A 25,739-nucleotide genomic window follows, 5' to 3' on the forward strand; every position below is an offset into this window, starting at 1 on the left:
AACTTGCGCCGCCGCTATGCGCCTCCCTACCATTTGAAGCGAACGCCCACGCGGCCGCTCCAGCCGTCGCTGTTGGCGCCGTCCAGCGAGCGGTTGTAGTCCACAGAGCCGAACGCGCTCGCGTTGCGCGCGATTTGCCCTGACAGACCGACGCCGACCTGCGCCCAGGTCGAGGCGCCAATCGGTGCACTGAGCGCCACCGGATTAAAGCCCTGCAGGCTCGCGAAGTTGGTTGTCGCGTCGGAGTCGAAGGCATGCCAGATATTCAGGCGTGCCCAGGCTGTGAGGTCTTGCGCTTCGCCTTGCGCGACGCGGCGCGTCAGTCGCGCGCCGATGCGGCCATAGAAGGTGCTGGTGTCGTCGAACGAGATGCGGGCGAAGCTGTCGGCGCTGTCTTCGAGCTTCGTCCATTGATAGACGAGTTGGCCCTGCGGCTCGAGCGCCCAGCCCGGTGCGAGCACGAAGGGGTAGCCGGCCTCGAGCGAGGCCGCTACGCCCCAGCCATCGGTTTCAAGCTTCTCGGCAAAGATCGACTTCGTCTTGACGTTGTCGTAGCGCGTGCCCTGCAGCACGCCATCGACGTACCAGCCCGAAGCGCCCTTGCGCGTCCAGTAGCCGCCAAGCGAGTAGCCGTACATCGATGCCGTGCCGGCCGAGCCTCCGTAGACGGCATCGACGTTGCTGTCGATGTGGCCCATGGCGATGTATGCGCCCGCGACATCGCTTTGCCCTGAAGCGTCGACACGGCGAAGCAGCTCGATGCCGGTCTGCACACCCGCTTCGTTGTAGTCGTAGGACGGGCCGTTGTGCGTGAAGTCGTCGAGGCGATCGGGGTTGGTGCTGGCACTGCCATTGCGAGCTTCGCCGCTGGCGCCGAACACGCGCCCCCAGGCGCCCATGCGGCTGAGGCCTTCGCTCGTCGCGGTAACGCTGTCCTCACCTGCGCGGTCGTGGTACGTGCCGAGCATGGCGATGCCAAGCCGGTTCGCGAGCACGGGGAGGGACATGTCGAGCGGGACTTCGACACGGTAGTTGGGCAACAGCACTGTTGGCGCGACGGATCGCGGCGAGCCATCGGGTGGTGCAGGCGCCGGAGGCGGTGCCGCAGCTCCTGGAGCCGTCAGCGGCAAGGTCGTTCGCAAAAACCAGCTCTCGCCATTCGTCGTCCCGCCCCGGACCAACAGGTATTCGTACGCACCGGCCGCCGCCCGCGCGCCCAGCGCAAACGCCGAACCCGCTGTCGTCGCGCCATTGGCTGCATCGACCACCACGATCCCGTCGCCCGTCGTGAGCGCTCCGCCCCCACCCGCATTGGTGATCTGCAGCGTTGACGCCCCGCTCCCACTGCCGCCGTTGATGACCAGCTTGTCGGACGGCGAGTTGTCGACCCCCAGGACAGTGTTGAGCGCCACACGGCTGCCGGGCGCGCCGACATAGCTGTTGACGGTCAGCGTATTGCCGGGCGTTCCGCTGACGGCGCGGACCTGCGCCAGTCCCGCGTTTTGCAGCGTGCCATTGATCGTGAAGCCGCCGTTGCCGCCATCCAAGATCGCTGGCTTGGCAAGCGACTGCACGCCCGGCTTGCTGGACGCGGTGGCTGCAGGGGGGGCCACTGTCGCGCTCGCAATCGCATTGGCCACCTTCAACACACCGTTGTTCACCACGTCGCCGGTCACGCTGCCGTAGCCACCCAGTGTCGCGCCCGGGTTGACCAGGACCGTGCCGCCGCCACTCAGCGCGGCGCCGGGGCTGGTCGAGTCTCCGACCACGAGCGTTCCCGCACTCACTGTCGTACCGCCGCCATACGTGCTGGCCCCCTGCAGAATCAATGTTCCTGCGCCTGCCTTGGTCAGGGCGCCAGCACCCGTCATGCCTTGCTCGACGATGGCTTCAAAGCCTTGGGTGTCCAGCGTGCCCCCGCCGGCCTCGATCGAGACCGGCCGCGTCGCAGACAACTCGAAGCTGCCCAGCCATTGCAGCGTGCCGCCGTTGAAAGTCACGCCGCCCGTGGGCGCGCCGAGGACGTTGTCGGCCGGCATGGCCAGCACGCCCTGCGCGAGCAGGGTGCCGCCCGCGTAGGTGTTGCCGCCAGCCGACGAGGGTGCGAGCGTTACCGTGCCCGTGCCCTGCTGGACGACCCGCCCGGTGCCGGAGATCAAGCCGCTGAAGGTGAGCACATCGGAGCGGTTGAATGCCAGCGTGCCGTTGTTCGACACATCCCCGATGAAGCTTCCCGTCGTGCCGCCATCGCCCAATTGAAGGGTGCCGCCGTTGATGGAGGTGTTGCCGGTGTAGGTGTTGCTGCCGGTGAGAACGAGCGTTCCGGCATCGGTCTTGTCGAGGCCGCCGCTGCCCTGGATCACCGCACCGATCGTGGCGGTCATCGCGGCGCCCGCGGCAGTGCCGTCACCCACGCGGATGATGGTGTCGGGCGTCGTCGTCGTCAGCGGCTGGCCGATGACCGTGTAGCCGTCGACTGCGAACTGGGCGCCGCTGAAAGTCACCGCGCCTGCGCTGTTGTCCACCGTGACGATGCCGGGCGTGCCCTGGAAGACCGCGAAGCCGTTAGGCTGCCAAGATGCATTCACCGTGCCGGTGCCCTCGGTCCACGCGTCGATCGCGGGCGTTGCCAGCCATGTGCCCGAGCCGCCGTTCACGGTGGCGTTGTTGAACAGCGCGCTGTTGTTCCCGTCCCAGAAGTTCAGCATCAGGCCCTGCGTGTTGACCAGGTTCACCTGATTCGCCACGGAGGTCTGCACGAAGAACGGACCGCCGGCGGGCATCGCGCCGAGGTCGAGCCCCTGGTTGTTCAAGGTGCCGCCGTAGTTGATCAACCGGTAGACGCCCGGACCGAAGTTGCCGCCGGCCGGCTGCGTGACGTTCAAGGTGCCGTCGAGCGAGAGATTGCCGCCCACCACGCTCAGGTCGTTGAACGCGCCGCCCGGCAGGTTGCTCTGGCCGAGTTCGTAGTCGAGCACCGAGCCGGCCGACAGCGAGAGATCGCCGCCGATGGTCAGCATGCCCGGGCTGGCGCCCGGTGCGAGATGGCCGCCGTTCTGGACCGTCGCCGCGCCGGCGATGCTGCCGGTGCCGCCCAGCGTCGCGCCGTTCTGGACGGTCGTCGAAGCACTGGCGAGCGATCCGTTGACCCGCAGCGTGCCGGCGCTGACGGTCGTCGCGCCCGTGAGGGTGTTCGCGCCGGCGAGCGTCGTGATGCCGGTGCCGGACTGGGTCAGGGTTCCGGTCCCGCTGATCACGCCTGAATAGGTGAGTGCGTCACTGCGATTGAAGACCAGGGCGGCGTTGTTGGCGATGTTGCCCGCCAGGCTCCCGGTGGTGCCGCCCAAGCCCACCTGCAGCGTGCCCGCAGAGATGGTGGTGCCGCCGGTGTAGGTGTTGTTGCCGGTCAGCGAGAGCGTGCCGGCCCCGATCTTCGTCATGGCGCCGGCTCCGCTGGCAACGCCGCGATACTCGTTTGAGAAGCCGTTGGTGTCGATGGTGCCACCGCCTGCAAGCAACGTCACGGGACGGCCAATGAAGGACGTCGATGCCAGGTAACGAAGGGTCCCGCCATTGAACACTAGCGGGTTTCCGAGCGTACCCAGGTTATTGGGGTTGTTGAAGGCCAGCACGCCCTGGTTGATGATCGTCGCCCCGGTGTAGGTGTTGTTGGCCGTGAGGGTCAGCGTTCCCACGCCGTTCTTCGTCACCGACCCGTTGCCGCTGATGACACCCCCGTAGTTGACTGCGTCGCTTCGATTGAAAACGACCGTGCCGTTGTCGGTGATGTTGCCTGCCACGGTGCCGCTCGCTGCACCGGTGCCGATATGCAGTTGGGTTCCTGCCTGCACAGTGACAGGACTGGTCAGCGTGCCGCTCACGCGCAGCACGCCGCTCTCGACCTGGGTGTTGCCGAACGCGCCGCTGCCCGACAAGGTCCAGTCGGTCCCGGTCATCCGCAAAGTCTCGAAGTTGGCAAACGCGTTGGAAGCGGTGCCTGCCCCCTCGAGGATCACGCCGTCGGTTCCCGTGCCGCCGTCGGCGAGTCCGGTCACTTGGGAACCCGTTCGCAAGGTCAGCGAGTCATTGCCTGCACGCAGGTCGATTGCGGTGCCGACATCGCTGCGGATGACGCCGGAGTTGATCAGGTTCTCCTGGCCGTTCACCCCACGCACCGCGAAACTGCGCTCGCTGATGATGGAGCCCGTGTTCTCGATCCTTGCAACGAAGGCCCCTGCGACGGTGTTGGACAGCACCCCATCGGCATTGATGCCCGATGCCCGGATCGTGCCGCTGTTGAACAGCGCGTTGTTGTCGCCCTGCATGAAGACGCCGAAGGCGTCCCGCCCTCCAACGAGGAGATCACCGCTGTTGATGATGGTGCTGTTGCCGTCATCTGCACGCATGCCGTTGCCGCGCTGCCCGCTGGTGTTGACGGTGCCGCGATTTTCCAGTGTGTTGTTCGCGCCGGAAAGCACGTAGAGGCCATGCGCTCCCGTCCCGCTGACGTTCACCGTTCCCCCGTTGCGCAGCAGGTTGTTGGTGCTTTCGGCGATTTCCATGCCGCTGGAGCCGAGCCCGCTGGCGGTGATGACGCCGCCGGCCAGGTTCTGCAGGGTGTTGCCCTGGCCGCTGAACACGAACATGCCAAATGCACGGTTGTCGAGTTCCGAGGCGCCGCCGGAGGTGGTAATCGATCCTGCATTGGTCATCGACGAGTCGCTCGCTTCGAGCAAGAGCATCCCGTGCGAGGCCTGGCCCCGCGTCACGATGGTGCCGTCGTTGCGCAGCACGTGGCCGATTCCGCCGCTGGCCGCAATTCCGAAGGCTTCGTTCAGGTTGGATTCGATGACGCCGGTGGCGGTGTTCGTCAGCACCGTCCGGTTGGTCTGCTGTGCATACATCCCCGAACCCTGGAAGGTGTTCAGCGTGATCTGCCCTGCGTTGATCAGCTGGTTGCCATCGGTGCTGGCGGCCATCAGGCCGGTGGCGAGGTCGCCGTTGACGTTGATTCGCCCGCCGACTTCATTGCGCAGTACGCTGTTGGCCCCGATGCTGGCAAAGGTCAGGGCGTTGAATCCGGTCGCTGTGAGTGTCCCGAAGTTGCGCAGCACGCTGTCGGCGCCGAGGGCGACCACGCCGATGCTTCCCGCACCTGTGGATACCGGTTGAATGCTTCCGAAGTTGTTCAGCTGCGCGCCCGGCCCCAGCGTGATGAGGTTGGTGCTCCCGGTGAGTACCGCATCGGCGTTGATGTTGACCGTCACGCCGGATGCCGCGGACGCATCGAGCGGTACCGTCGTAGGCGCGGGTCCAGTGCAGGTGACGGTCTGGCCGTTGGCTGGCGGGTTGGGCAGGCAATCTGCCCTGGCAAGCCTGGAGCTCATCGATGCGAAGAGGCCCGCGACGACAAACGCCGAGACGGCGGCGATTTGGCGGGTCAATGGGGCGATACGTCGGCGACCCCGAGGGTCTGTGCGCTGCCTCCGCGGCGGCGGCACTGGAAGCAAAGACATGGTCGCTGGCACTCCTTGTCGTACACCTTCGCAATCCCGTCGGATTCCTGAATCGCTGCCGCGGCGTTTCTATCATCCCCACTCGCGATTGCGCAAGGGGCGGCATTTCCTACGAATTAGGGTTCAGTTCGCAGGGCGATCCCCCGCCGTTGTCGACACGATAGAGACGTACTTCACCGTCGACTGCAGCTTGGAAACGTCGGCTCAGGGCACGAAGCCGCAGATTCGGCCTGCCCTCCCCTTCAGCGGCTTTCGCTGCGGAGCCGTCTTGAACTGCAGTAGCCAGAGAGCCGAAACCGGCCGGTCGGCGGCAATTGCCCATCGTGGATACCATACTAAAAGGCCCTATGACCGATGGTCACAGGGCCAACCTCCCCTGCTACTGACAGCAAACCTTAGGGCGTGATGATCACGCGCCAGAAATCGAAGTTGTCAGGTAGGACATCAGCTCTTCCAGCTTGCCTTCGTTGCCCTGCACCTTGATCGCGCCGGAGCCCACCGCGTCCTTGACGCGTGGTTTCCTTGAGCATGATCTTGTTGAGGTGTCGCGCGTCAGGGTTCCTCGCGCCACCGCTTGTGTTGGCCCTGCCCCCCTCAAGTGGCCAGCCACCCTACCTTGAGCGCAAGAAACTTCTAGGTGATTCCGCATGTTGGGAGCAAGATGACCCATCGCAGCGTCTTCGCTTCGAGCCTGAGGAAATGCATGACGAAAGTTCCGCTGAACGCGCCCCTGCTGAACGCAAGCGCGGAATGCTTTCTCGGCCATGATGCGGCGGATGCTGTACAGGCATCCAACGCCCACTACTTCGGTTCGGAGGAGATTCTTCTCAGAAGGGCATCCCCTCGGAAGTACAACCTCCTTTGCCATGACACCAAGACGCGGGTTGTCGTTGGTGGCGAAGGCATCAACGAAGGGGACATGATCCCTTCCATCGTGTCCGAGGGGGCCATGGAAGCATTCTGTGCGTTCCTGATGCACAACCGGCGGCGAGCGCTGTATCTCCATGCGGAGTCTTCGGCTGAACCTTGCGGCCATACCGACTACTACGAGTTCTCCGCCTGGTCTCAAGAGCCGCCCCCGGCGTAGAAGCCCTTGGCCTCATTCATCAGGGTCTGGCTCGTGTCGACTCTCGATATTCTTCTACTCGTTGCATTGGTCTTGGGCATCACTCTGTCAGTGCAAATCGGATGCAGTGCGGCGCAAGCTATCAAGAGGCGCCGCCGTGCTCGCCGCGATTGCGAACGGTCACGCGAGATGCGGCGGGCATTCGAGGGGCTCCCGACCAAGTTGGTTACACCGCCTTCGGCCGCGTCCATCGTGCCTTCCGACAGCTAGGGGTGCCTTGTGCTCGTCGAAATCGTCATCCTCGCCCGCCGGTCTTGCTGGTGGATCCCCTTTGCCAGGAGCAATTGCCGAGGAGAGGTACGCAGGCAACGTGTCATCTTGGACTATCTCGACTGCAGGGGCGCTAGATTCGTCAATTGCGAACTCGTCTATGCGGGCAGTGCGTCATTGAACTTGAGCGGTTGCACCATGGACGGTTGCAGTTTCAATTTCGTTGGAGCAGCAGCTTCAACGGTGATGCTGCTCAAAGGAATCGATCGAAGTGGCTCTTGAGAAATCATCGATCGGCTATTCGAGGGGCCCTCGAATCGCTGAGCCCACGCCAGCAGCTGGATGCCAATTTGGCCGGCAGCGACAACAGGATTCGGATCGGGCGCGCCTTTGCCCTTTGCGTCTGTGACGGCGTCGAGACTCTGCTCGTGCGATTTGCTGCGGAACAACGACTGACCGGGCCGACGCGAACTGAATATGAAGTGCGAACCGCCGCTATTTAAGCAATTGCTGGCGGCAGATATTGGTGCCCGTGGCCGTGAGCCGCAGCGATCCACCTGACCACTCAAGCCAGGACAGTTCGACAAGCTCGTCGATCACAACGGCGCCAATCTCACCAGCGCGCTTGAGATGCAACAGGTCCGCTACGTGGGGCAGTTCGACGCGAAGCGCGTCCCGTCGAAGAGTGGAAAGAAGCGCTTTGCTCATACTGGCCTTTCATGCCGTTTTGGATCCAGCGTACCACTCGCGCGTAGGGGCATGATGTCTACGCAGAACACCTTCAAGATAGATCACCTATACTGACTTCATCGACCGTGGCTTGCTCGTTGCCTCGGTCCTTGAGACACCTCGCGGCAGTCGCTGGCCGCCCAGGACTCGTCTGGAGCCTTCCCATCTGCCTCCAGGCCATACCGTCATCTACTCTTCGGCGAGCTTCATCTTCGGCCCCGTCCAATGGATACGGCGCGGGCCGGCACTCATCACTCCACGGTTTGCTGCGCGGCGATTTGGCCCTTCGGGGGAGCCGGCGCTTGGGCACGCTCCTCAGTGAGCAGCCTTCATCTTTTCAGTCCTTATGCAGATTTCACAGGCCCACGAGGTGGGCAAGTACCTCGTCACCCCAATGACGAAACTCAACGAAGCCGGCCGCTATTCGGCGTCGGTTTCCATTCGCCGCGGCATGCACGATCGCGTGTTTCGCCTCATTCCCCATTTCGACAGCGCTGCAAGCGCCGCGCGCTACGCGCTGGCGCAAGGTCGCCAGCTGGTGCTGAACAACCAACTGACCTGAGCGTCTGTCCGACCGATCACTTGAGGGAGTTTTGTGGGCAAGGAAGAACTGATTGAAATGCAAGGGCGTGTCCAGGAGGTGTTGCCCGACTCGCGCTTTCGCGTCACCCTGGACAACGGCCACAGCCTCATCTGCTATTCGGGCGGAAAGATGCGCAAGCATCGCATTCGCGTCCTCGCCGGCGACCGCATCTCTCTCGAGCTGTCGCCCTACGACCTCAGCAAAGGGCGCATCACATTTCGTCACATCGAAGCGCGCGCTCCTGGCACACCCGTTCCAGCGCCTCGGCGCAGACGGTAGCCAAACTGCCGGAGATCAAGCTCTCCGGTCTCAACCAGACCCCCATCCTCCAAAGAAAGAATCTCATGGAAAACAAACTCTACGTCGGCAATCTTGCCTTTTCGATGCGCGACGACACGCTGCACCAGCAATTTGCCAGCTTTGGCCACGTCTCTTCGGCCAAGGTCATGGTGGACCGAGACTCGGGCCGCTCGAAGGGCTTCGGCTTTGTCGAGATGGGCTCCGCCGCTGAAGCCCAGGCCGCCATCCAGGGGCTCAATGGAAAGCTGGTGGACGGCAGGGCCCTGACCGTGAACATCGCGCGGCCCATGGAACCGCGCGGTGATGGCTTCGGGGGCGGCGCACGTCGCAGCAGTTCTTACGGTGCGGGTCGCAATCGCTATTGACAGCGCGTCCACCGGCATCCGCAGAGACGGGCATGACCCTTGGCGGGGTCGCGCCCGTGCCGAGGCTGTGACGCCCGTCTAGACAGTGAGTCCAGATAGAAACGCCGTCTCCGCTCAAGCAAAAGCGCTACCGAAACAATCGCGCATCTGCCCCAAGTCATCCAATCCCGCTTCAGCGGGCTTTTTCATTTGCCGATCTTCGAGTTCAGCGTCTCGGCAAGGTAGTTCGTCGCCATGCACGACAACTCCGCCCAGGCTCGTCTACACGAGATTCTTCGCGTATTCCAGTTGCTCGCGCGTTACGGCCTGATGCACTCCCCCTTTGCCTGCAGGCAACGCCGAATCACGGCGGTGAGTCGGACAAGAGCCACCACGACGAGAAGAACTATAGGTGGCTGCCTGAATGAGAATGCGCCCGCGACCACATTCCTGAGGCCCGCCGAGTGCGGGCTTTTTCACGCCTGCTTGCTCCGGTTGAGGTACTCCCAAATCCACTGCCGCGCCTTGTCGGCCAGCAGGCGCCGCGCCCCGTCCTGGTCAGCTTCAGGCGCAGCCAACGACAGCCGGCACATCGGCTCGCCTCTGCATTTGACGACCGCAATCTGCTGGCCTTCCGCGTGCAATAGCTCCATCGTCCACTCAGGCGGCGCCAGCCCCGCTCTTGGGCGGATGCTCCTTGTGGATGTTCATGGCGAAAACCTCACGTCTTGGACGTGAATCCTACGACCAGAAAAGGCCACTTTTCAAGCTCTGCTCCCCTCCGCACAGCCCTCCAATCCCGCGAAGACCGAAGGGAGTCGTCCTACCAGCGGCGGCGTGATTGCCCCACTTGCGCGCCTGTCTGCAGCGGTTACGTTGGCTCATGAACCCGCCGCTCACAGTCTTTCTGGTCGAAGACAATTCTCATGTCCGGTTGGGTCTCATTCCAGCCCTGCGGGATCTGATCGGCGCCCAGATTCTGGCAACGGCGGAGTCAGAAAACGAGGCGATCACATGGTTGGCCTCGCACAAGGAAGGATGGGACTTGGCGGTGGTCGAGCTGTACCTGAAGCGAGGCACCGGCTTGGGCGTGGTCCGCTGGACCAACGGGCGCCCGGGGCGCCAGAAGGTCGCCGTACTGACCGACTACCCTACCGAAGCGACGCGCAGACGGTGTCAAAAGGCCGGCGCCGACGCAGTGTTCGACAAAGAGACGGAACTGGATCAGTTCATTGCCTTCTGCCAGGGGCTGAGCGAGGTGTCCGCTGCTGGCCTGGGCTAGAGGAGCTTGGAGACAGGCGCATAGCGCTCCATAGCTCATGCTCCAACGCGCAACTAAATGAGGGGCGGCGACGCCACTGCGTGCGTGTTTGGGGCGCGAGCTAGAGGCAGGAGCAGGTGGCTGGCCTGGTGCACGCCGCCGGTGTGGCTTCTACACGTGTGCCGCAGATGCAAAGGGCCTGCTTGAGCGACGGACAAGTTGTCTCGCAACCGGCGCAGGTGCCGTTCACAGGAGTCGTGCATTTTGCGGACAACGAAGCTCCTTCAGTGCTTCGAAGCCTTCGTCCATCGCCTGCTCGTAATCCGCAAAACGCGCCGCGGACTCGATGACGCAGACAGAAGGGCTGGTTGGACCGGGCGCCCTCGTCAAGCACCATGAATATTCGCCGGGACGGTGCTGCGTCACTGTGACCCCCAACTGATCACTCACGTGTCGCGCTTGGGGCATCTTTTGTACGTCGACGTCCTGATTCATAGGTAACAACCTGAGGTCTTGATGCCTGTTCTTCGCCACAGGCGACGTGCCGTTTCACAGGCTCACAAGCGCAGATCGATCTGCAGGTGCTCGGCCCCTGACTGGCGCGAGACGCTCGCCTGCACGTTGCCGCCCCTGCGGTACAAGCTGAGGTCGATGGTGCCTTGGGGCAGGCGCAAGTCGCACAGCATGAGTGCATCGATCTCGGCCGGCAGAACCGGTTGCTCGACCACGATGCATCCACGCATGGCGTCAATGTCGATCCCCAGGCAGCCTTGCAGCAGCATGAACACCGAACCGGCGGCCCAGGCCTGGGGCAGGCATGCCACCGGATAGGAGACCGGCGCCTCACCCGTCACCCTGTCGAAACCGCAGAACAGTTCAGGCAGACGCATGCCCACCCGGCTTGCACATTCGAACATGTCGCTTGCCAGGCGCGCCGTGCTGTCCCGCTCCCCATAGCGTGCCATCCCGGCAGCGCACCATCCAGTGCCAGGGCGTAGAACTGCATATCTTCCTGCCAGAAGCGGGCCTCTACACGCGCTCTCCACGCCTCAGCCGCCTCCTCGTAGGTCGCGACTGCAGCGTCATGCCCCAGCCACTTCGCGAGCAGCGCCATTCCCTGCAACGCAGCAACTGCGTAACCCTGGACCTCGACCAGCGCGATGGGTCCTTCGGGCGTGCGGCCATCTTCGTGGAAGATGGCGTCGTGGCTGTCCTTCCAGCCCTGGTTGGCCAGGCCCGAAGCCTGCGCACGCGCGTAGGACAGGAATCCACCGTACCGGCTCGCATTGCCCAGGATCCAGGCGGTGGCCGCCACCAATGCGGGCCAGAGCTCCACGATGAAAGACCGATCCGCGGCGCGCCGGGCATAGGCAGCCGCCAGCACGACGAACAGCGGCGTTGTGTCCACCCCGCCGTAGTACCGGCCGAAGGGCAGTTCACCCAATGCCGTCATTTCACCCTTGCGCAGTTCATGCATGATCTTGCCGGGTTCGGCATCGTGAAATGCCGATGTCTCCCGCGCCTGATGACTGGCCAGGTAGGCCAGCACGCCGCGCGCCAGGGACGGCTTGAGCCAGAGGGTCTGCAGCGCCGTGATGATTGCGTCGCGGCCGAAGGGAGTGGAGAACCACGGAATGCCCGCATAGGGATAGGGCCCGGTGGGCAGGGCGGTGGTCAGCAGCGCGAGGTCCGCGGCCGAACGGTCCAGCCAAGCCTGGAACTGCCTGGCGGGGGTGCGCACGCGCGCACCGCCGCGCTGGCGAGTGCGCATGCTGCGCCGTGCGGCGGCACCCGCGGCCCGGAACTGTGCACGCGTCGGAGCCAGCGCGCCCGGGCCGATGTCCACATACAGCACCATATCCTCGCGACCGTTCAGGACAAGGTCGAAGCGACAGCACTTCTCGTCGACGGACGAGGGCTGCATCGAGAACACCACGCGGGTTCGTCGCTCCACCCCATCCAGCCCCCGGTATCCGAACTCGATCCCCTGGCTATGCATCTTGCAAGGCAGGAACTCGCCCCGACGGGAACGGCGCTCCCCGCGCACCTCGAAGGTGTCGCTGAAGTCGGCACCGTAGGCAAAGGTGAGCTGAAGCCGCGTGATCGCCATGCCGTAGTTCCTCAGGGTGATGCTCTCGCGCAGCAGCCCGCCCCACAGGAGGCGTCGCCGCTCGATGTGCACGACACCCTGCGGCAAGGATTCGTCGCCGAGCGGGGGCAGCGGCCGGTTGGTGGCATGTGCGGTGAAGAACACGTTGTCGCGGCTGACTCCGCTGGACAGCAGCGTCGGCCTTTCGCCGCCCAGCAAAAGGTAGAAGCACGACAGCAGGCGAGTGTCTTCCTGAAAGAATCCGTCGCCCGAGCCGGCGATGTCGCCATAGGTGTCGGCGACCACGAAACTGTCGCCTTCCTTGAGGACGTAGAGATGGTCGGGCGTGCGGGGAATGGATGCGCTTGCCAAATCGGGCGGAAGATGGGCCGCTCCTGGCGCAAGGGGCGTGTTCATGCCACCTCGCCTCTTTTCAGTCGGCGATCGCGAACGAGTTGCCAATACAGGCGGGCGTAGCGCTTTGCCATCGCTTGCGCGGTGAAGCGCTCGTCGAATGCTCGCCGCACGCGCGCGCGCGACAACCCGGCGATAGCGTGCACTCCCTTCACGGCCTCCTCGATGTTGTCGACGATGAGGCCTGAGACACCGTGCTGCACCACCTCGGGGACCGAGCCGCAGCGCCAGGCAATGACGGGTGTCCCGCACGCCATCGCCTCGATCATTACCAGGCCGAACGGCTCCGGCCAGTCGATTGGAAACAGCAGCGCCCGCGCGCCGCCCAGGAAGGCGCTCTTCTGCGAATCGCCGATCTCGCCAACGAAGTCGATCAGCGGATGGTCCAGTAGTGGCCGGATGCAAGTGTCGAAGTAGGCGCGATCCACTGCATCCACCTTGGCCGCGATCTTCAAGGGCACGCCAGCCGCCTTCGCGATCTCGATCGCACGATCGGGGCGCTTCTCCGGCGAGATCCGTCCCAGGAAGGCCAGGTAGCCTCCTTGGGCCCACGGGTTGAACTGGTAGTGATCGGGGAGCACGCCGTGCTGAACGGTGGCGTACCAGTTGGCATCCGGCAGCGGGGCGCGCTGGCTGCGCGAAATGGACACCAGCGGATACGAAGGCCAGCGCGCATAGGCGCCGCGCAAGTCGTCGATGTCGAGCCGGCCATGCAGGGTCGTGAGCGTGCGCTCCGGCATGCCCTCGAAAAAGGGAAAGTGAATCAGGTCCACATGAAAGTGAATGACGTCGAACGCATCGGCGCTCCGCCTCACCTCGTGCATCATGGCAAGGTGGCTGGCCAGGTCCGAGTTCAGGCGTCCGCTGTCCAGGCGCAGCGGACGGGCACGCGCCGCAATCAGCCTCGCCTTGGTCTGCGTCTCACCGGCGGCGAACAGCGTGACCTCGTGGCCCTGGTCGACCAGTGCGTCCGTGAGGTGCGCTACCACCCGCTCCGTGCCTCCGTACAGTTTCGGAGGCACCGCCTCGAACAGTGGCGCCACCTGTGCAATCCTCATGTTGTCGCTCCTTCGCTTTCGAACAAGGGGGCCAAGACCACTTCAAGCCCCCGAGTCTCGACGCTGCCCATGAAGCGCACTTCGGGATTGGGTCAATTCTGCGTAGTTGATCGCATCCAAGAGCTGGTCGTAGCGATAGCCGGAAAAATTGAACTGCCGGCCGTCGAAGCTGATCGCCAGTTCTTTCATCCGGGCCTGCATTTCCGCTGGGATGTCGGGCGGGGTTGTCCAGTTCGGCTCCCAACGTACGCGAACTCTCTCATTCACCAACAATTGGTCCGCTTGAGTTGTCTCAGGTAGGTGTCGATCGGACTGGGTCGAACGGGTCCATGGGATCGTTAGACCGAACGCAGGAATTCCCTTTGCGAATCGCAGGTAGGCCCAGTTTCCGATCACGTACATCAGGGGGGTGCACGCCACGATGAGCAGCGCAATCATGAAATAAATGCCTAAGGCCATGATGATCTCCAATAGGTGGCAGCGCGCCTATCGACACGAGTGCCTGGTTACCGCATGGCGGCTAGGCATCCCGCGCGCGGCAATGCGAGGCAACGGAACAAGTTGCGTCAACAGCCCCGGAAGAGCCACAACCGAGAACAAGAAGCAGCCCCGGGGGCCTCCAGACAGGAGCCTCGCTACCCCATCCGCCTCATGTTGCGTGCCTGAAGACGCACGGCTCGCAAGCGCGTGGCGAACGGGGACCGCCCCATCTCTACTTGCTGTCATCAGCGGCACCCTGGAACGGGGCAATGAGAAAGTAGAAGCCGGCAATGCCCACGAGCACATACGCGGCACGGCCGAGCACTGGCATGCCCGAGAAAATCAGGGCCACAAGATTGACGTCGAAGAGTCCGATGCAGCCCCAGTTGAGCGCCCCGATCACCACGAGCGCCCAGGCGATCCAAATGAGGGTTCCACGCGAGTTCAGCCACGCGCGGGTGTTGAACGGTGATTGAGTGATAGTGAATGCCATGAGAGGCTCCTGTTGGCGACAGCCGTCGGCATCGAGGTGCCGCCCGCAAAGGCCGGCTGCCGAAGCAACCTCTACCAGCGCCGACAAGCTGCCATGCGCAGGATGGCCCATTCCACGACGACCGTCTGTGCGCCGCCGCACAAAGTGGGTGCCGCAGCGTGCCGTGCCACGAGCGGCTGTGAAGAGGCAGGCCGCTGACCGACTGTGCGATAGCGGACAAAAGAGGCCGCCGACATGCACCACGCGGCCTATACTGGCTGTCACGGCCTCTTCCTCGTCGGCAGGGCCCCAAGGTCGTCCTCGAAGCCAGGAGGAAGCGATGGCCAACGAACCCGAATCAAGGAACAACCAGTTGCTTTGTGCGCTGCCTGATACCGAATGGCAGCGTTGGCTCCCGCACCTCGAGGCCGTCGAGATGCCACTGGGACAGGTGCTGTACGAATCTGGCAGCACGTTGAGCCATGTCTACTTTCCCACAAGCTCCATCGTTTCCTTGCTCTATGTGATGGAGGACGGCGCATCCGCGGAGATCGCTGTCGTCGGCAACGAAGGCATTGTGGGGATCTCGATTTTCATGGGCGGCGAGTCCACCACCAGTCGAGCGGTCGTGCAGAGTGCCGGCAAGGGCTGGCGGCTGTCGGCGCAGGCGATCAAGGAAGAATTCAACCGCGCCGGTCCGGTCCTGCATCTGCTCCTGCGATACACCCAGGCGCTGATCACCCAGATGGCGCAAACGGCGGTGTGCAATCGACACCATTCGCTTGACCAGCAGCTGTGCCGTTGGCTACTTCTGAGCCTCGACCGGTTGCAAGGCAGCGAGCTGGTGATGACACAGGAGTTGATCGCCAACATGCTGGGCGTGCGGCGTGAAGGCGTCACCGAAAGCGCGCTCAAGCTCCAAAGGGCTGGCCTCATCCGCTACGCGCGAGGCCGTATATCGGTGCTCGACCGTCAAGGGCTCGAACAGCGATCGTGCGAGTGCTACGCGGTGGTCAAGAAGGAGTACGACCGGCTGCTGCCGAATCAGCTGGCAATCTGAGCCTCGCCCGCGTCGGGCACGCTATGTGTGCTGGCAGACAGTCACACCCCCCGACTTCAAGCAGACTGGTGCATCCTGCGCTCCGGGAGACGCCCTTGCCCTCCGCCGAGAATCACCTCATTGAACTGTTGCCGCGGCATGACCGCAGGCGCCTGCTGGCGGCCTGTACGGCTATCGACCTTACCCTGGATGAAGTGCTCTACGAGCAAGGTTCGGCGACTCGGCACGTCTATTTTCCTGTCGACGGCAACATCTTGCTGGTGGCTCGGGGCGACGATCATCCCGGCATCGAAGTGGGTATGGTGGGGCGCGAGGGCATGTTGGGCTTGCATCTTGCCCTCGGTGTAGTGAACGCGCCCGTGCGCGCACTGGTGCAAGGCGCGGGCCACGCGTGGCGCATGACCGCTGGCGATTTCCGTCGCGAACTCAGGCATGGCCGGGCGCTGCGCCGCATATTGGACCGCTATACCGTTGTCTCCATGTCCCAGTTGGCCGTATCGGCCGCGTGCGCGCGCTTTCATCAGATCGGCCCGCGCTTGGCGCGCTGGCTCTTGATGAGCCAGGACCGTGCACACGCCGACAACTTTCATGCCACTCAGGAGTTCCTGGCATACATGCTCGGCGTGCGCCGTGTCGGCATCACCGTGGCCGCCAGTTGCTTGCAAAACGATGGCTTGATCGAATACAGCCGGGGCACGGTTAAGGTACTTGATCGCCCAGGACTCGAAGCGGCCGCCTGCGCCTGCTATGCAGAGGACACACGCAGCTACGCAGCGCTGCTTTGACCGGCAGGCTGCTATGTGCGCTGGCAGACAGACAGCAGGAGCCTCAGGCTCTACAAGGGCAACATCGGGCATCGCTCTCCCTCAAGTAAAAATGCATGCAACAGCATCGGGACTTCATCCGCCATCCGTATCGAGGGTGGGAAATACGCAGCCGTCTTGTCGGCGCCTCACTTGAAGGAATCGTGAGCGCCGCTGCAGCGCTGTTTCTCGCCGAAGCATGCAAGTGCAACATCGTTCTATGTAGGCAATTCGCCAATGACGGCGATGCCATCCGAGCGGTTGAGGAAAGAGCGGAGCTTTGGATCAATGACTTCGAAATCGATTCCATCAGGAGATATTGATGTCCCAACAACTCCATCTTCGGCGCTCGTCTCGGCACGAGACCCTCTCACCTGCAGCACCGGTCCGCCAGGCCACCTCAGAAGCCTCGACCGAGGCGCCAGGCCCTGCACAGGGTGCGACCCGCGAGCCTGATCTCACGCTCGATCAGGCCGCCGAATCGAAGAAGAAGTCCACGCCATCGATGCCCCAGCACGGTCGAGCCTGACGCGCCTTCGTCGACAACCGAGATCTCGAGGGATTCACCATGGCAGGATACAAAGATGATGTGATCCTTCGTACGAAGTACGACGCAATGGCACTGACAGCACGTGACTTGGTTGATCGTGAATATGTTGTCAGGGCCATGCGTGCAGCGTTGATGAAACCGCTACTCGAAGGTCTTTCCGTGAATGGCGCGATCGCCCGCGCCGCGGATCGCTGCACATCAGAGTTGAATGAAATACTCGACGAGGTTGGCCGCCGAGCGAACGCGAGCCATCGCGAGCCTCCCGAGCCGGGGTGATGCCCAGCGCCTGGGCCGGAGTTCGGCCTGGCCGGACCGCCCTTGTTTTCGACAAGCAGGTGTTCCGCATTTCGCCCCCTGATCGAATTCTTGGCGACGTATGAGAATACTTTCCCCTTTGGAGAAATCATGGTTGAGCTCTCGGCATCCTCGCTCGTCCCGACGGATGCCCCGCCGGATGGTTCCATACCGACGCGCATGGCGTACTCAGTTGAGCTTACCTACAAGGTGAATCAACCCGGCGCCGACTTCTTGTTCAATGTCCAAGCTGCACGCACCAAGCGCCAACGGCTCGTAAGCGAGTTTCTGGAACTATCCCCGGCCATCGCTTCACAAGAGTTCACCGATCCGCTAAGTTCCATGCGGCTATTGCGCCTTCGCGCCGACACGGGTCTTCTCGTCGTGCGCTATCGATGTGTTATTGACCTCATTCACGCCCGGAATGATCCGGCCGAAGTGCCGGAAACGTGGGTCTGCAGCCTGCCCGGGGAAGTGCTGCCTTTCCTATACCCAAGCCGCTACTGCGAATCGGACATCCTCAGCGCATTTGCGAATCAGCAATTTGGAAGTCTTTTCCAGGGTTATAGCCGCGTGCAAACGATCTGTGATTGGGTCCAGCGGCACATCGTCTTCACGCCAGGCAGTTCAGATGCGACCACGACCGCGGTGGATACGTTCAAAAATCGTGAAGGAGTTTGCCGCGACTTTGCGCATCTGATGATCGCCCTGTGCCGGGCTTTGAATCTGCCGGCGCGCTTCGCGACCGGATTTGACTACGGAGCGGATCCCGCGCTCGGCCCTACTGACTTCCACGCCTATGTCGAGGTGTACTTGGGCTGCCGCTGGTACATCTTCGACCCTACCGGCATGGCCATTCCCATGGGCCTCGTTCGGCTGGCCTCTGGCCGTGATGCGTCCGACTGCGCATATGCGACCATCTTTGGCGACGTCACCCCACTGGCGCGTTGGCTGACGGTGGCGCTACTCGCCGAGTCGGACAGCAAGACGAATGCGCCCATGCGCTTTGAAAAAGCACTGTCCACCGATGACGGCCCCACTCACTGCACTTGGCGACGCGCAGTTGCCTCACCGATGCTGCCAAGCCTCATGTAAGCGGACCGCACCGGTGACCTGACCTCTCGTCGGATGACGCGGCGGCATTGTAGTGATGCGGCCTGCTCGCCAAGGCGAGTGCTCACCGGGTCTGACTTCTGGTAGATCCATCCGTAGGTCCGCCCGGGCGGCGCTGCTTGAATAGACTGCCCAGCCTTGCCGTTGGGCCGCCAATGCGCGCTTCTCACGCAAAACAAGTCTAGGCGATTTTCACGATCGGGCGCACGATGAGTGATCGGGGCACTTCGTCTCGTGACAGGAGAACGCAATGTCAGATTCTCACCAAGGCTCGAAGCGCGCGATAGGCCGGCGAGCTAGCGCCGAGCCTGATCTCGGCTCGGCGGGATTCATCCCCTTTGCACCACTCCACAGGCTTCCAAGTCTTGATGCAGATGCGCCGGTGATGGAGTTGCTGGCGCGCAGATTCATGCTTGTAGCACCGAGCATGAAATACAGCCTGGTTTGTCATGCCACACGCACCCGCGTCGTAGTGGGTGGCGATGGACGCGTGCCGGGTCAGATGCTCTTGGCATTGGACAGTTACGGTGCAAGATCAGCCTTGGGTGCGTTTCTACTGCACAACCGCTCGCACGCGATGCTCCTGGTGACCGACGCTGGTTACGGCCCCATAGACCTTCTTGACTACTACGACTTTGGCGCGAATTTCGGCGAGGAAGCCGATACGCTTTGACGTCCAAAGCGTAGGACGCCCCGTTTCACTGACGCTCCGAAGCCAGCCAATCGACTGGAAGCGAAAGGAAAAGCGCTTTTCCCCAGATCTACGGATCTACGCACTGATCGACAACCTGGCGAACTACCGGGCCATTGGCGTCAGGTTCGTGATCGAACGACTTCTGGTTTCGCACAACGTCCAGTCTGCGCGACTCCGGTTGCAGATCATCACTCCAAGTTTGCAAACGCGTTAACAAACCAACAAGTGATTCGGTGAAGCCCCCAGATGCACAGGAGAAGAGCGAAGGCAGCGCCGGCGAATCGCCCAATCCAGGCCATCAGCTCAACAGGATGCGAGTCTGATGCAACAGAGCCGGCCAGCAGAAGACTGACCAACCCCATGATGGTCCACCATACGGTGCTTGCGCGCTTGAGTGCCGAACGGCCCACTGCGCCATGAATCAACGGCTTCATTTCGCACGCTCCTTCTCTGCAGCCGCCTGGCGGCTTATGCCGCGCCGGAAAATCCCCCCTGCGTTCTGATCTGCAGGATTCGAACGGCGACTGCGCGCAAGCCGCGCCGATCTCGCCCAGTCTCTTCTGCACCTCAGGAAGCAGAATAGAACGTACTTGAGATTTCTGTCTGTACTCAAGCGCACAAAACCCGGGCCTTCACCACCCTGCCTGTTGTCGTTGCACCCGCGGATCGGCGTGTGCCAAGAATAGGCGCCGGGTTCAGGTTGTTACCTATGAATAGGACATCGAGGTATGAATGATGTTCCAATGATTCTTTGCACGCAAAGGCAAGCCAATGAGCCAAGACATCCTCAAGCGCATAGTCAGCGGATGCTTGCCCATGCGTTTCGCAAGGCGCGCCGATATTGGCCACCTGCATAGCTTGTGCGATGCAGGCTACCTCAACGTAACGTTTGCGCCCTTCAATCCTGGTCATGAACGATCGGCTACGGTGACGGACATCACCCCGCTCGGTCGTGCGGTGATTCGCTACTTCGGCTTCTGGCATCGGGATGCCCACATATGAGCACGTGCGGCGCACGTGACCAGTTGGGGGTGACCGTAACGCAACACCATCCCGGCGAATATTCATGGTGCTTAGTGGGTGCGCCCAGTTCAATCAACCCCTCTACCTGCGTGATGGAATCCCTAGCACGTTTTGCAGACTACGACCAAGCAATGGACGCAGGCTTCGAAGCGTTGGGAGAACTGCGCTTCTAGTTACGTCTTGCAAGCGAGTGGCCTGCTTGCCGCGACCAGGTGTACTTCGCCCCGACGCACTGCACGACGCTGCTGTAGCTCTGGCTGCTCTCCACAGAAAGCCCTGGTTGGCCCATCGGCTCCATCCTTTATCCATCTGCGCGTTCACGCCCATCTTTACCTCTTGGCGGTCGCTCGGATACAAGTCCGACATCTGCGGCTGCTTGAATCCCGCGGCGCTGGACGAAGGACTGACTTCAACATATTGCCTCAAATCAGGTAGATTGCTGGATTGCTGTTTGACGCGCTTCGACAGTTCTACAGCGCTCTGCTTGCGCTCGCTGTATCGGTCGACCAGATACGGACTGACGCCGCGAGTGAGCAGCGTGAACTTGAAAAGCTCTTCCATGACATCGACGATGCGGTCGTAGTACGCGGACGCCTTCATGCGGCCGGCCTCATCGAACTCGTTGAAGGCCTTCGCGACGGAGGACTGGTTGGGGATGGTGACCATCCGCATCCACCGGCCAAGAATGCGCATCTGGTTGACCGCATTGAACGACTGGCCACCTCCGGAGACTTGCATGACGGCCAGCGTCTTGCCCTGCGTGGGCCGGACCGCCTCGGTGTTCAGTGGAATCCAGTCGATCTGCGCCTTCATGATGCCGGTCCTCGCGCCGTGGCGCTCCGGGGAGCACCACACCTTGCCCTCGGACCAGGCGGCCAGAGAACGCAACTCCTGCACCTTGGGGTGCGTGTCGGGCGCACCGTCGGGCGCACCGTCGGGCAGTGGAATCCCTGTCGGGTCGAAGACCTTCACCTCGCCGCCCATGGCTTGAAGCAGGCGAGCGGCTTCCAGCGTCGCCAGCTTGCTGTAGGCAGCCTTCCTGGGTAGGCGCTTCAAAGAGTTCCGCGTTCAGGGCCGGGAACGTAGGGTCCGTATCAGGCACGCCGTGCGCCCGAGTCGACGATGACTTCGCCGTCTTCCTTCGTGAACGGAGGCAGCTTGCCGACAGGCAGCAGTTCGAGGACTTCCTCCGAAGGCCTGCAGAGCTTCGTGCCGCGCGGCGTTTCGACGACCGGCCGGTTCATGAGGATTGGTTGCTGGCCAATGAAGTCAAGAAGCTGCTCGTCGGAGGACTTGGGATTGGTCAGGCCGAGTTCGGCATAGGGCGTTCCCTTCTCGCGCAGCAGTTCGCGCACGGTGATGCCCATGCCCGCCACCAGCTGCCTTCTCCTTCGAGGGCGGCGTCTTCAGGTATTCGATGACGGTCGGCTCGAAGCCGGCGTGACGGATGGCCGAGGGCGCCGAAGTCGATCTTCAGCAGCATAGGAATGATCATCACCCAGATGAGCACCCCGACCGGAACGTTCACCTTGGCCACCTCGAGGCGGGCCACCGCCTGAAAGACGCCGGGAAGCAACTGGCCCAATGCGATGCCGACCGCGATGTACAGGGCCACCCACACCGTGAGGTTGCGCTCGAAGAAGCTGATGGCGGCTTTGGGCTGCGAGGCAGCCGTGAGAGCGGGGCTGATCATCTAGGGTTAGCACTTGCAGGCGTCGCCTGCTACTTCTACGGCGCAAGCCTCGCCCTGGCAGCAGTTTTCCGTGAGATAGACCAGCAAGGCATTCATTTGCTCGAACGCCGCGCGGTAGATGAGGTTGCGGCCTTGACGTTCCTGCGTGACCAAGCCTGCATTCAGCAACTCTTTGAGATGAAAGGACAGCGTGTTGGCCGGGGTGCCCAGGCCCACTGCCATGACGCTGGGGGTCATTCCCTGCGGGCCAGCAATGACTAGCGCGCGGAATACCTGGAGACGGGCGGATTGGGCAAGTGCTGCGAGGGAACGCACAACATCTTTTGCATCCATGATTCCAATATCAACGAACTATTGATGATGTCAACCCAATGGCTGAAGCGAGCTAGCCGTCAGGCTGTCCACCGGCCCCGTGTGCCGTGTATATGGAACGGCCGCCTTTCTTGGGGGCCGCAACTTCCGCTCAGGGCACGCAGCGGACCTGGGCACCGTTTTGGCGAAATGGCCGTTTCGGCTGTATCGACCCGTCGTTACGGTCTTCCTCGCTCACGACCCCAGCAGGCTCCGGCAATTGGACATCCCCGCCTGGCTCGCAGCGACAGCGCCATGTGGGACAAGTCCGCGTCAAACTGATGCGCCTGGACGCATCGCTCGCCACATCTCGACTTCTCGGCTACTTGGCTACGGGCAGTTCGCCACAAGAACCGGTGCCAAGCTGCTCTGACAATTGAGTGGCAATGTCGTCTGCCCGGCCGCCGGGGGAGAGAAACTGGCCACGCCTGCTTCCAGTCACCGTCGAACGAGTTGGACGCTGATCGATTCGCCTCCTAGAACAGCCCTAGTTGAATCTTGGGAGTCCGGCCGAAGGGAATGCGGAATCACTTCGAAACGCTATGAACTCAGACTTCATATTCGTCTGGCAAACGCCTGGGCCGGACATCGAGCCCAAGTTGACCCTCTTGCGCTGGCAGGTGATCGAGCTACGCGGTGAGCGATGCGCCATCGGCTACTGTAAAGAACGAGCTGAAGGTCGAGTCAGCACGCAGATTGAAGGGTTCGATGTCGACCGCATGTACTTCAGGACAGAGTCCGGACGCCTTATACCAGTTGGAAGGCCCGCCAGGACTTGACCCGGACGCTGAGGCACTTTGGCGAAGGGTCGTGCGAGCGCGATCGCTTGACGGATGGAGAGATTGCAGTGAAAAAATATGGCGACTTCATGAAAACGCCCTTCTCGGCCGTCTGATCTGACGTGGTCGCAACGGCTGGAAAAGCAAAGGTGTTCGCGGTTCAGGACCTCGCTTCGCAGTAAGCCTCAGCATTTCGCTTGCGCGAAGCCTCGGGTCCGACTACACGCCACTCGGAAAATCACTGCTGCTCCCTCGTCCTACGCCAGAGGCACCTTGTTGGGCTCGACCGAAGCGAGCGAAGGCCATCCCGGCCGAACGAGAGTCCAGACCTCTCGAAGACCCTCGTGCAGCTGCAACAGGTGTCCGCCGTCCAGTGCTGTTGTGAGATTCTGGATGGTCGGATGTACTCCAGCCGAATCATGAATGTTGAGACCGAGGCACGCCCTGATCGCCCGAAGATGGCTTGGCGCGTGGACCTCGTACGCTTTGGTTAGAGCAGGGATCTTGCGCGACAGCAGCGCTCTTTCAGAGTCGCGGTCCCCAGCCTCTCTCGCCACCGCTGCGGCCATCTGGAACACCTTGCCGACGTTGTACTCCATAGTGGCTCGCGAACGATTTCCAAGGAGTTGAGCGACGAAATCCGACGATGCTGCGCGTCCCATCTCGTGCATCAGAACTTCAAGCGTCTCGGCGGCAGGACTAGCCAGAACAATGCGCCTTGCCCCCCCGTGTCTCACTACGATCTGCCATGCAGGAAAAGCTTTGCTCGGCCTTCGAACGTCGCTCCAAAGTACTCGAGACAACTCGCTCACCCGAAGTCTGCAGAAGTACATCAACTCGACCATTGCCTTCATTTCCAGCGTACATTGAGTGTCTAGGACCTGGCAGATATGGTGCCATTCGCGCAAGCTAATTGGTTCGGTTGGAGGGGTTCTTCCGCGGGCCATGCGCCTTGCTGGCTGTAGGCCGTTGTCCACCTGGCGAATCACACCAAACCGCAGGTGAGCATAGCCATGGCGATTCATCCAGAGAACCATCGAGCTGATCACGGCACGCATTAACGAGATGTTTGAAATTTCCATTGGCTTGCGCAAAGGAGCGCGTTGGTCTTCGGAACTGACCAGCCAGCTACGGGGAGGATTTGCCAAGGCATCAAGAAAGCCGTCCAGATCTGTTGCGCTCATAGACGAAACGGCTTTGTGCTGGTAAAACCAAGCCCAATTGAGAAGCAGTTCAGCTGCAAGCCGATACTTTCTCCACGTACTGTCGATGTCCTCATAGTCGGCCAGCCAACGCTTCACCGCGGACAGATCATCAAGGCAGCCCACTAAGTCACAATCGGCCAGTGGATACCGATAGGCCCCATCCACGCCGTCGAGACCGAATGGCGCCACAAGACGTTCGAAGCGAATATATTCATCCGACACACTTGCCTCCAGTCTTCTAGGATGTTCCCCACGACTCCCGAAATAGCACAACCCTCGGCCCCGATTCGCTTGTTCCAATCGAAGAAGACACCGCAGTTAGGGACGCTGGCCACGCGCGCCTCTTTGGACTAAGGTGGTCAGCAAGCTCCTGTACGACTGGTAGAAGCAGCCAGCGACGTGATTCAGATCCGGCCGCGGCCAACGCCAAGCGCATGCGCTCGTTCCAGCGACGCGCGCTGGCGCAGTCAGCTTGCAAGCAAGCAAGCGCAAAAACACCCCATGCTCGCGCTTCCGAGAAGAGTTCCGCGCCATCTGCTTTGTCCCGGAGGTTGAGCGACAGTCCCCGTTCTCCTCGTGGCCTCTTCGCCGCAGTTTGTGAAGCTTCAAATCGAGCTCTCCACAAATGAAACGCGTGGCGGAAGATCGAAATGCTTGAATCACACGTCAAGATGCAGCCGGACCCATCAGAGATCAGATCGTCGTCATAGAACCAATTGAAGCTTGGAAATCGGATGGACCATTTCCGTGCAAAGTGACGCCGAATCGACTTGTAGATCTGACGTCGATCGTGCCTGCATTCCTGCTCTTGCTCCAATTCCGTGGGTCGAGCTGGGGAGCCTTCAAGGGTGAACTCAACGCGGAGTGGAACGTCGCGCAGAATCTTTTTTGGTAGTTCCAGTGGGACGAGTCGTCGGAGCACGTGAAACGCAGTTTCTCGTTGCTCCTTTAGAGAGACCCCTGATGGCCAATCCTGCAAACCCCGCCAGTCCACGCCCGCGTGATTGATTTGCCGGCACCACCGATCAAGATCTATCAACGCCTTGCACCGACGAGGTGCCTTCCAAACCGAGATCAGGTCGCGAAGGTCCCACCCGCGAGCCAGACTTTCCTTGCAGGCCGTGCATCGCATTGGCTCGCGAAATGCACTACGACAGACCGCGTACCTAGGCGTCGGCGCAGAGCATTCCCGACACGAGGAGAGCAGCAGGTCTCCGTGAATGGGACATCGAACCAATGCGTCAATCTGAAACCCGGCAGCGGCAAAACCGCAGGACAGGCAGGTCGGACAGTAGCGAAAATTTTCATCGCCCGCTATTGCGGTACACCAAGGGAACGCGCTGCCCAACGAGGTCGCCCTTAGTCGCTCGGCGATACCCAACACGCCGGTCTCAGTCCCTGTCCAGCGCGTCATGAGGAGGCTCCTGCCGATACCTCTGACTGCATGATTTATGCCTCCGCCGCCGAGAACGACCCGATTGATCCCGTGGTCGTCCAGATCGTTGACGAGCGCAAACTTGGCCAGAATCGTGAATGGACCTTCGTGCGCGGAACTCCAGCCGCGCGACCAGAGATATATCCTATTGCGGTCC

Annotated in this window: 20 protein-coding genes and 4 pseudogenes; 11 read left to right on the plus strand and 13 right to left on the minus strand. The window is 62.0% G+C overall.

Translation table 11 applies throughout. From position 1 onward, the window contains the following. Positions 1-26: 26 nt before the first annotated feature. A complete protein-coding gene (locus tag VSO01S_RS07950; protein ID WP_161944422.1) occupies positions 27-5,444 on the minus strand; it encodes an autotransporter outer membrane beta-barrel domain-containing protein in 5,418 nt (1,805 codons plus the stop codon). A 733-nt stretch (positions 5,445-6,177) separates the two neighbouring features. Between VSO01S_RS07950 and VSO01S_RS07955 the strand changes: the two genes are divergently transcribed. Beyond that, positions 6,178-6,603, plus strand: a complete 426-nt coding sequence (locus VSO01S_RS07955) for a hypothetical protein (protein WP_153305164.1) — start codon at positions 6,178-6,180, stop codon at positions 6,601-6,603. 744 nt (positions 6,604-7,347) lie between these two features. On the opposite strand, the gene VSO01S_RS07960 is transcribed toward VSO01S_RS07955, so the two are convergent. Further along, entirely contained in the window at positions 7,348-7,560 is a 213-nt protein-coding gene (locus VSO01S_RS07960) for a hypothetical protein (RefSeq protein WP_068641274.1), read from the minus strand. A 391-nt stretch (positions 7,561-7,951) separates the two neighbouring features. Between VSO01S_RS07960 and VSO01S_RS07965 the strand changes: the two genes are divergently transcribed. The 3 genes from VSO01S_RS07965 to rbp all read left to right on the plus strand — a co-directional run bounded on the left by VSO01S_RS07965 (position 7,952) and on the right by rbp (position 8,829). Beyond that, positions 7,952-8,143: a hypothetical protein gene (locus tag VSO01S_RS07965; RefSeq protein ID WP_306301706.1), complete on the plus strand. Its 192-nt coding sequence runs from the start codon at positions 7,952-7,954 to the stop codon at positions 8,141-8,143. A 33-nt stretch (positions 8,144-8,176) separates the two neighbouring features. Next, positions 8,177-8,443, plus strand: a complete 267-nt coding sequence (gene infA / locus VSO01S_RS07970; protein WP_068641276.1) for a translation initiation factor IF-1 — start codon at positions 8,177-8,179, stop codon at positions 8,441-8,443. 65 nt (positions 8,444-8,508) lie between these two features. Further along, a complete protein-coding gene (rbp, locus tag VSO01S_RS07975) occupies positions 8,509-8,829 on the plus strand; it encodes an RNA-binding regulator (RefSeq protein ID WP_068641277.1) in 321 nt (106 codons plus the stop codon). Positions 8,830-9,284: 455 nt separating this feature from the next. Here rbp and VSO01S_RS27040 read toward each other — a convergent pair whose 3' ends face one another. Then, positions 9,285-9,461, minus strand: coding sequence for a hypothetical protein (locus VSO01S_RS27040; RefSeq protein ID WP_153305165.1), 177 nt, complete (start codon positions 9,459-9,461; stop codon positions 9,285-9,287). Positions 9,462-9,691: 230 nt separating this feature from the next. On the opposite strand from VSO01S_RS27040, the gene VSO01S_RS07980 reads away from it, so the two are divergent. Then, positions 9,692-10,090: a response regulator gene (locus VSO01S_RS07980; RefSeq protein ID WP_068641278.1), complete on the plus strand. Its 399-nt coding sequence runs from the start codon at positions 9,692-9,694 to the stop codon at positions 10,088-10,090. 536 nt (positions 10,091-10,626) lie between these two features. Here the strand turns inward: VSO01S_RS07980 and VSO01S_RS07985 are convergent. From VSO01S_RS07985 to VSO01S_RS08000, 4 genes and pseudogenes are all read right to left on the minus strand, one after another. Continuing rightward, a pseudogene (locus VSO01S_RS07985) lies at positions 10,627-12,575 on the minus strand (amylo-alpha-1,6-glucosidase). Then, complete coding sequence (locus tag VSO01S_RS07990) at positions 12,572-13,630, minus strand: glycosyltransferase family 4 protein (protein WP_068641279.1); 1,059 nt, start codon at positions 13,628-13,630, stop codon at positions 12,572-12,574. The pseudogene VSO01S_RS07985 and the gene VSO01S_RS07990 overlap by 4 nt, the downstream one beginning before the upstream one ends. 42 nt (positions 13,631-13,672) lie before the next feature. Then, a complete protein-coding gene (locus VSO01S_RS07995) occupies positions 13,673-14,089 on the minus strand; it encodes a hypothetical protein (RefSeq protein WP_068641280.1) in 417 nt (138 codons plus the stop codon). Between the two features lie 253 nt (positions 14,090-14,342). Beyond that, positions 14,343-14,603, minus strand: a complete 261-nt coding sequence (locus VSO01S_RS08000) for a DUF378 domain-containing protein (RefSeq protein ID WP_068641281.1) — start codon at positions 14,601-14,603, stop codon at positions 14,343-14,345. 319 nt (positions 14,604-14,922) lie between these two features. Here VSO01S_RS08000 and VSO01S_RS08005 point away from each other — a divergent pair, with 319 nt between their 5' ends. The 5 genes from VSO01S_RS08005 (at position 14,923) to VSO01S_RS08020 (ending at position 19,075) form a co-directional block, all read left to right on the plus strand. Next, positions 14,923-15,642, plus strand: a complete 720-nt coding sequence (locus VSO01S_RS08005) for a Crp/Fnr family transcriptional regulator (protein WP_068641282.1) — start codon at positions 14,923-14,925, stop codon at positions 15,640-15,642. A 95-nt stretch (positions 15,643-15,737) separates the two neighbouring features. After that, the gene (locus VSO01S_RS08010) at positions 15,738-16,427 is read left to right on the plus strand and encodes a Crp/Fnr family transcriptional regulator (protein ID WP_068641308.1); all 690 of its coding nucleotides are present in this window, start codon (positions 15,738-15,740) and stop codon (positions 16,425-16,427) included. A gap of 586 nt (positions 16,428-17,013) precedes the next feature. Then, on the plus strand, positions 17,014-17,271 hold the full coding sequence (locus VSO01S_RS27045; RefSeq protein WP_153305166.1) for a hypothetical protein: 258 nt from the start codon (positions 17,014-17,016) through the stop codon (positions 17,269-17,271). Between the two features lie 129 nt (positions 17,272-17,400). Continuing rightward, on the plus strand, positions 17,401-18,384 hold the full coding sequence (locus tag VSO01S_RS08015; protein WP_084241747.1) for a transglutaminase-like domain-containing protein: 984 nt from the start codon (positions 17,401-17,403) through the stop codon (positions 18,382-18,384). A gap of 268 nt (positions 18,385-18,652) precedes the next feature. Next, a complete protein-coding gene (locus VSO01S_RS08020; RefSeq protein ID WP_153305167.1) occupies positions 18,653-19,075 on the plus strand; it encodes a hypothetical protein in 423 nt (140 codons plus the stop codon). 209 nt (positions 19,076-19,284) lie between these two features. Here VSO01S_RS08020 and VSO01S_RS27050 read toward each other — a convergent pair whose 3' ends face one another. Then, positions 19,285-19,530, minus strand: coding sequence for a hypothetical protein (locus VSO01S_RS27050; protein WP_153305168.1), 246 nt, complete (start codon positions 19,528-19,530; stop codon positions 19,285-19,287). A gap of 337 nt (positions 19,531-19,867) precedes the next feature. On the opposite strand from VSO01S_RS27050, the gene VSO01S_RS27055 reads away from it, so the two are divergent. Continuing rightward, positions 19,868-20,098 (plus strand): hypothetical protein, encoded by a 231-nt coding sequence (locus VSO01S_RS27055; protein ID WP_153305169.1) that lies wholly within the window; start codon positions 19,868-19,870, stop codon positions 20,096-20,098. A 462-nt stretch (positions 20,099-20,560) separates the two neighbouring features. Here the strand turns inward: VSO01S_RS27055 and arsH are convergent. The 5 genes and pseudogenes from arsH to VSO01S_RS27060 all read right to left on the minus strand — a co-directional run. Then, positions 20,561-21,175: pseudogene (gene arsH / locus VSO01S_RS08025) on the minus strand (arsenical resistance protein ArsH); the annotation flags it as partial. A gap of 38 nt (positions 21,176-21,213) precedes the next feature. Further along, positions 21,214-21,568, minus strand: a pseudogene (locus VSO01S_RS08030) (ArsC/Spx/MgsR family protein). 1 nt (position 21,569) lies between these two features. Next, positions 21,570-21,812 (minus strand): annotated as a pseudogene (locus VSO01S_RS26655) (arsenic resistance protein); the annotation flags it as partial. A gap of 6 nt (positions 21,813-21,818) precedes the next feature. Continuing rightward, positions 21,819-22,145, minus strand: a complete 327-nt coding sequence (locus tag VSO01S_RS08035; RefSeq protein ID WP_068641284.1) for an ArsR/SmtB family transcription factor — start codon at positions 22,143-22,145, stop codon at positions 21,819-21,821. Positions 22,146-23,199: 1,054 nt separating this feature from the next. Further along, positions 23,200-24,369, minus strand: coding sequence for a site-specific integrase (locus VSO01S_RS27060; RefSeq protein ID WP_153305171.1), 1,170 nt, complete (start codon positions 24,367-24,369; stop codon positions 23,200-23,202). Positions 24,370-25,739: the final 1,370 nt, after the last annotated feature.

This window comes from Variovorax soli NBRC 106424 (assembly GCF_001591385.1).
Lineage (GTDB): Bacteria > Pseudomonadota > Gammaproteobacteria > Burkholderiales > Burkholderiaceae_C > Variovorax > Variovorax soli.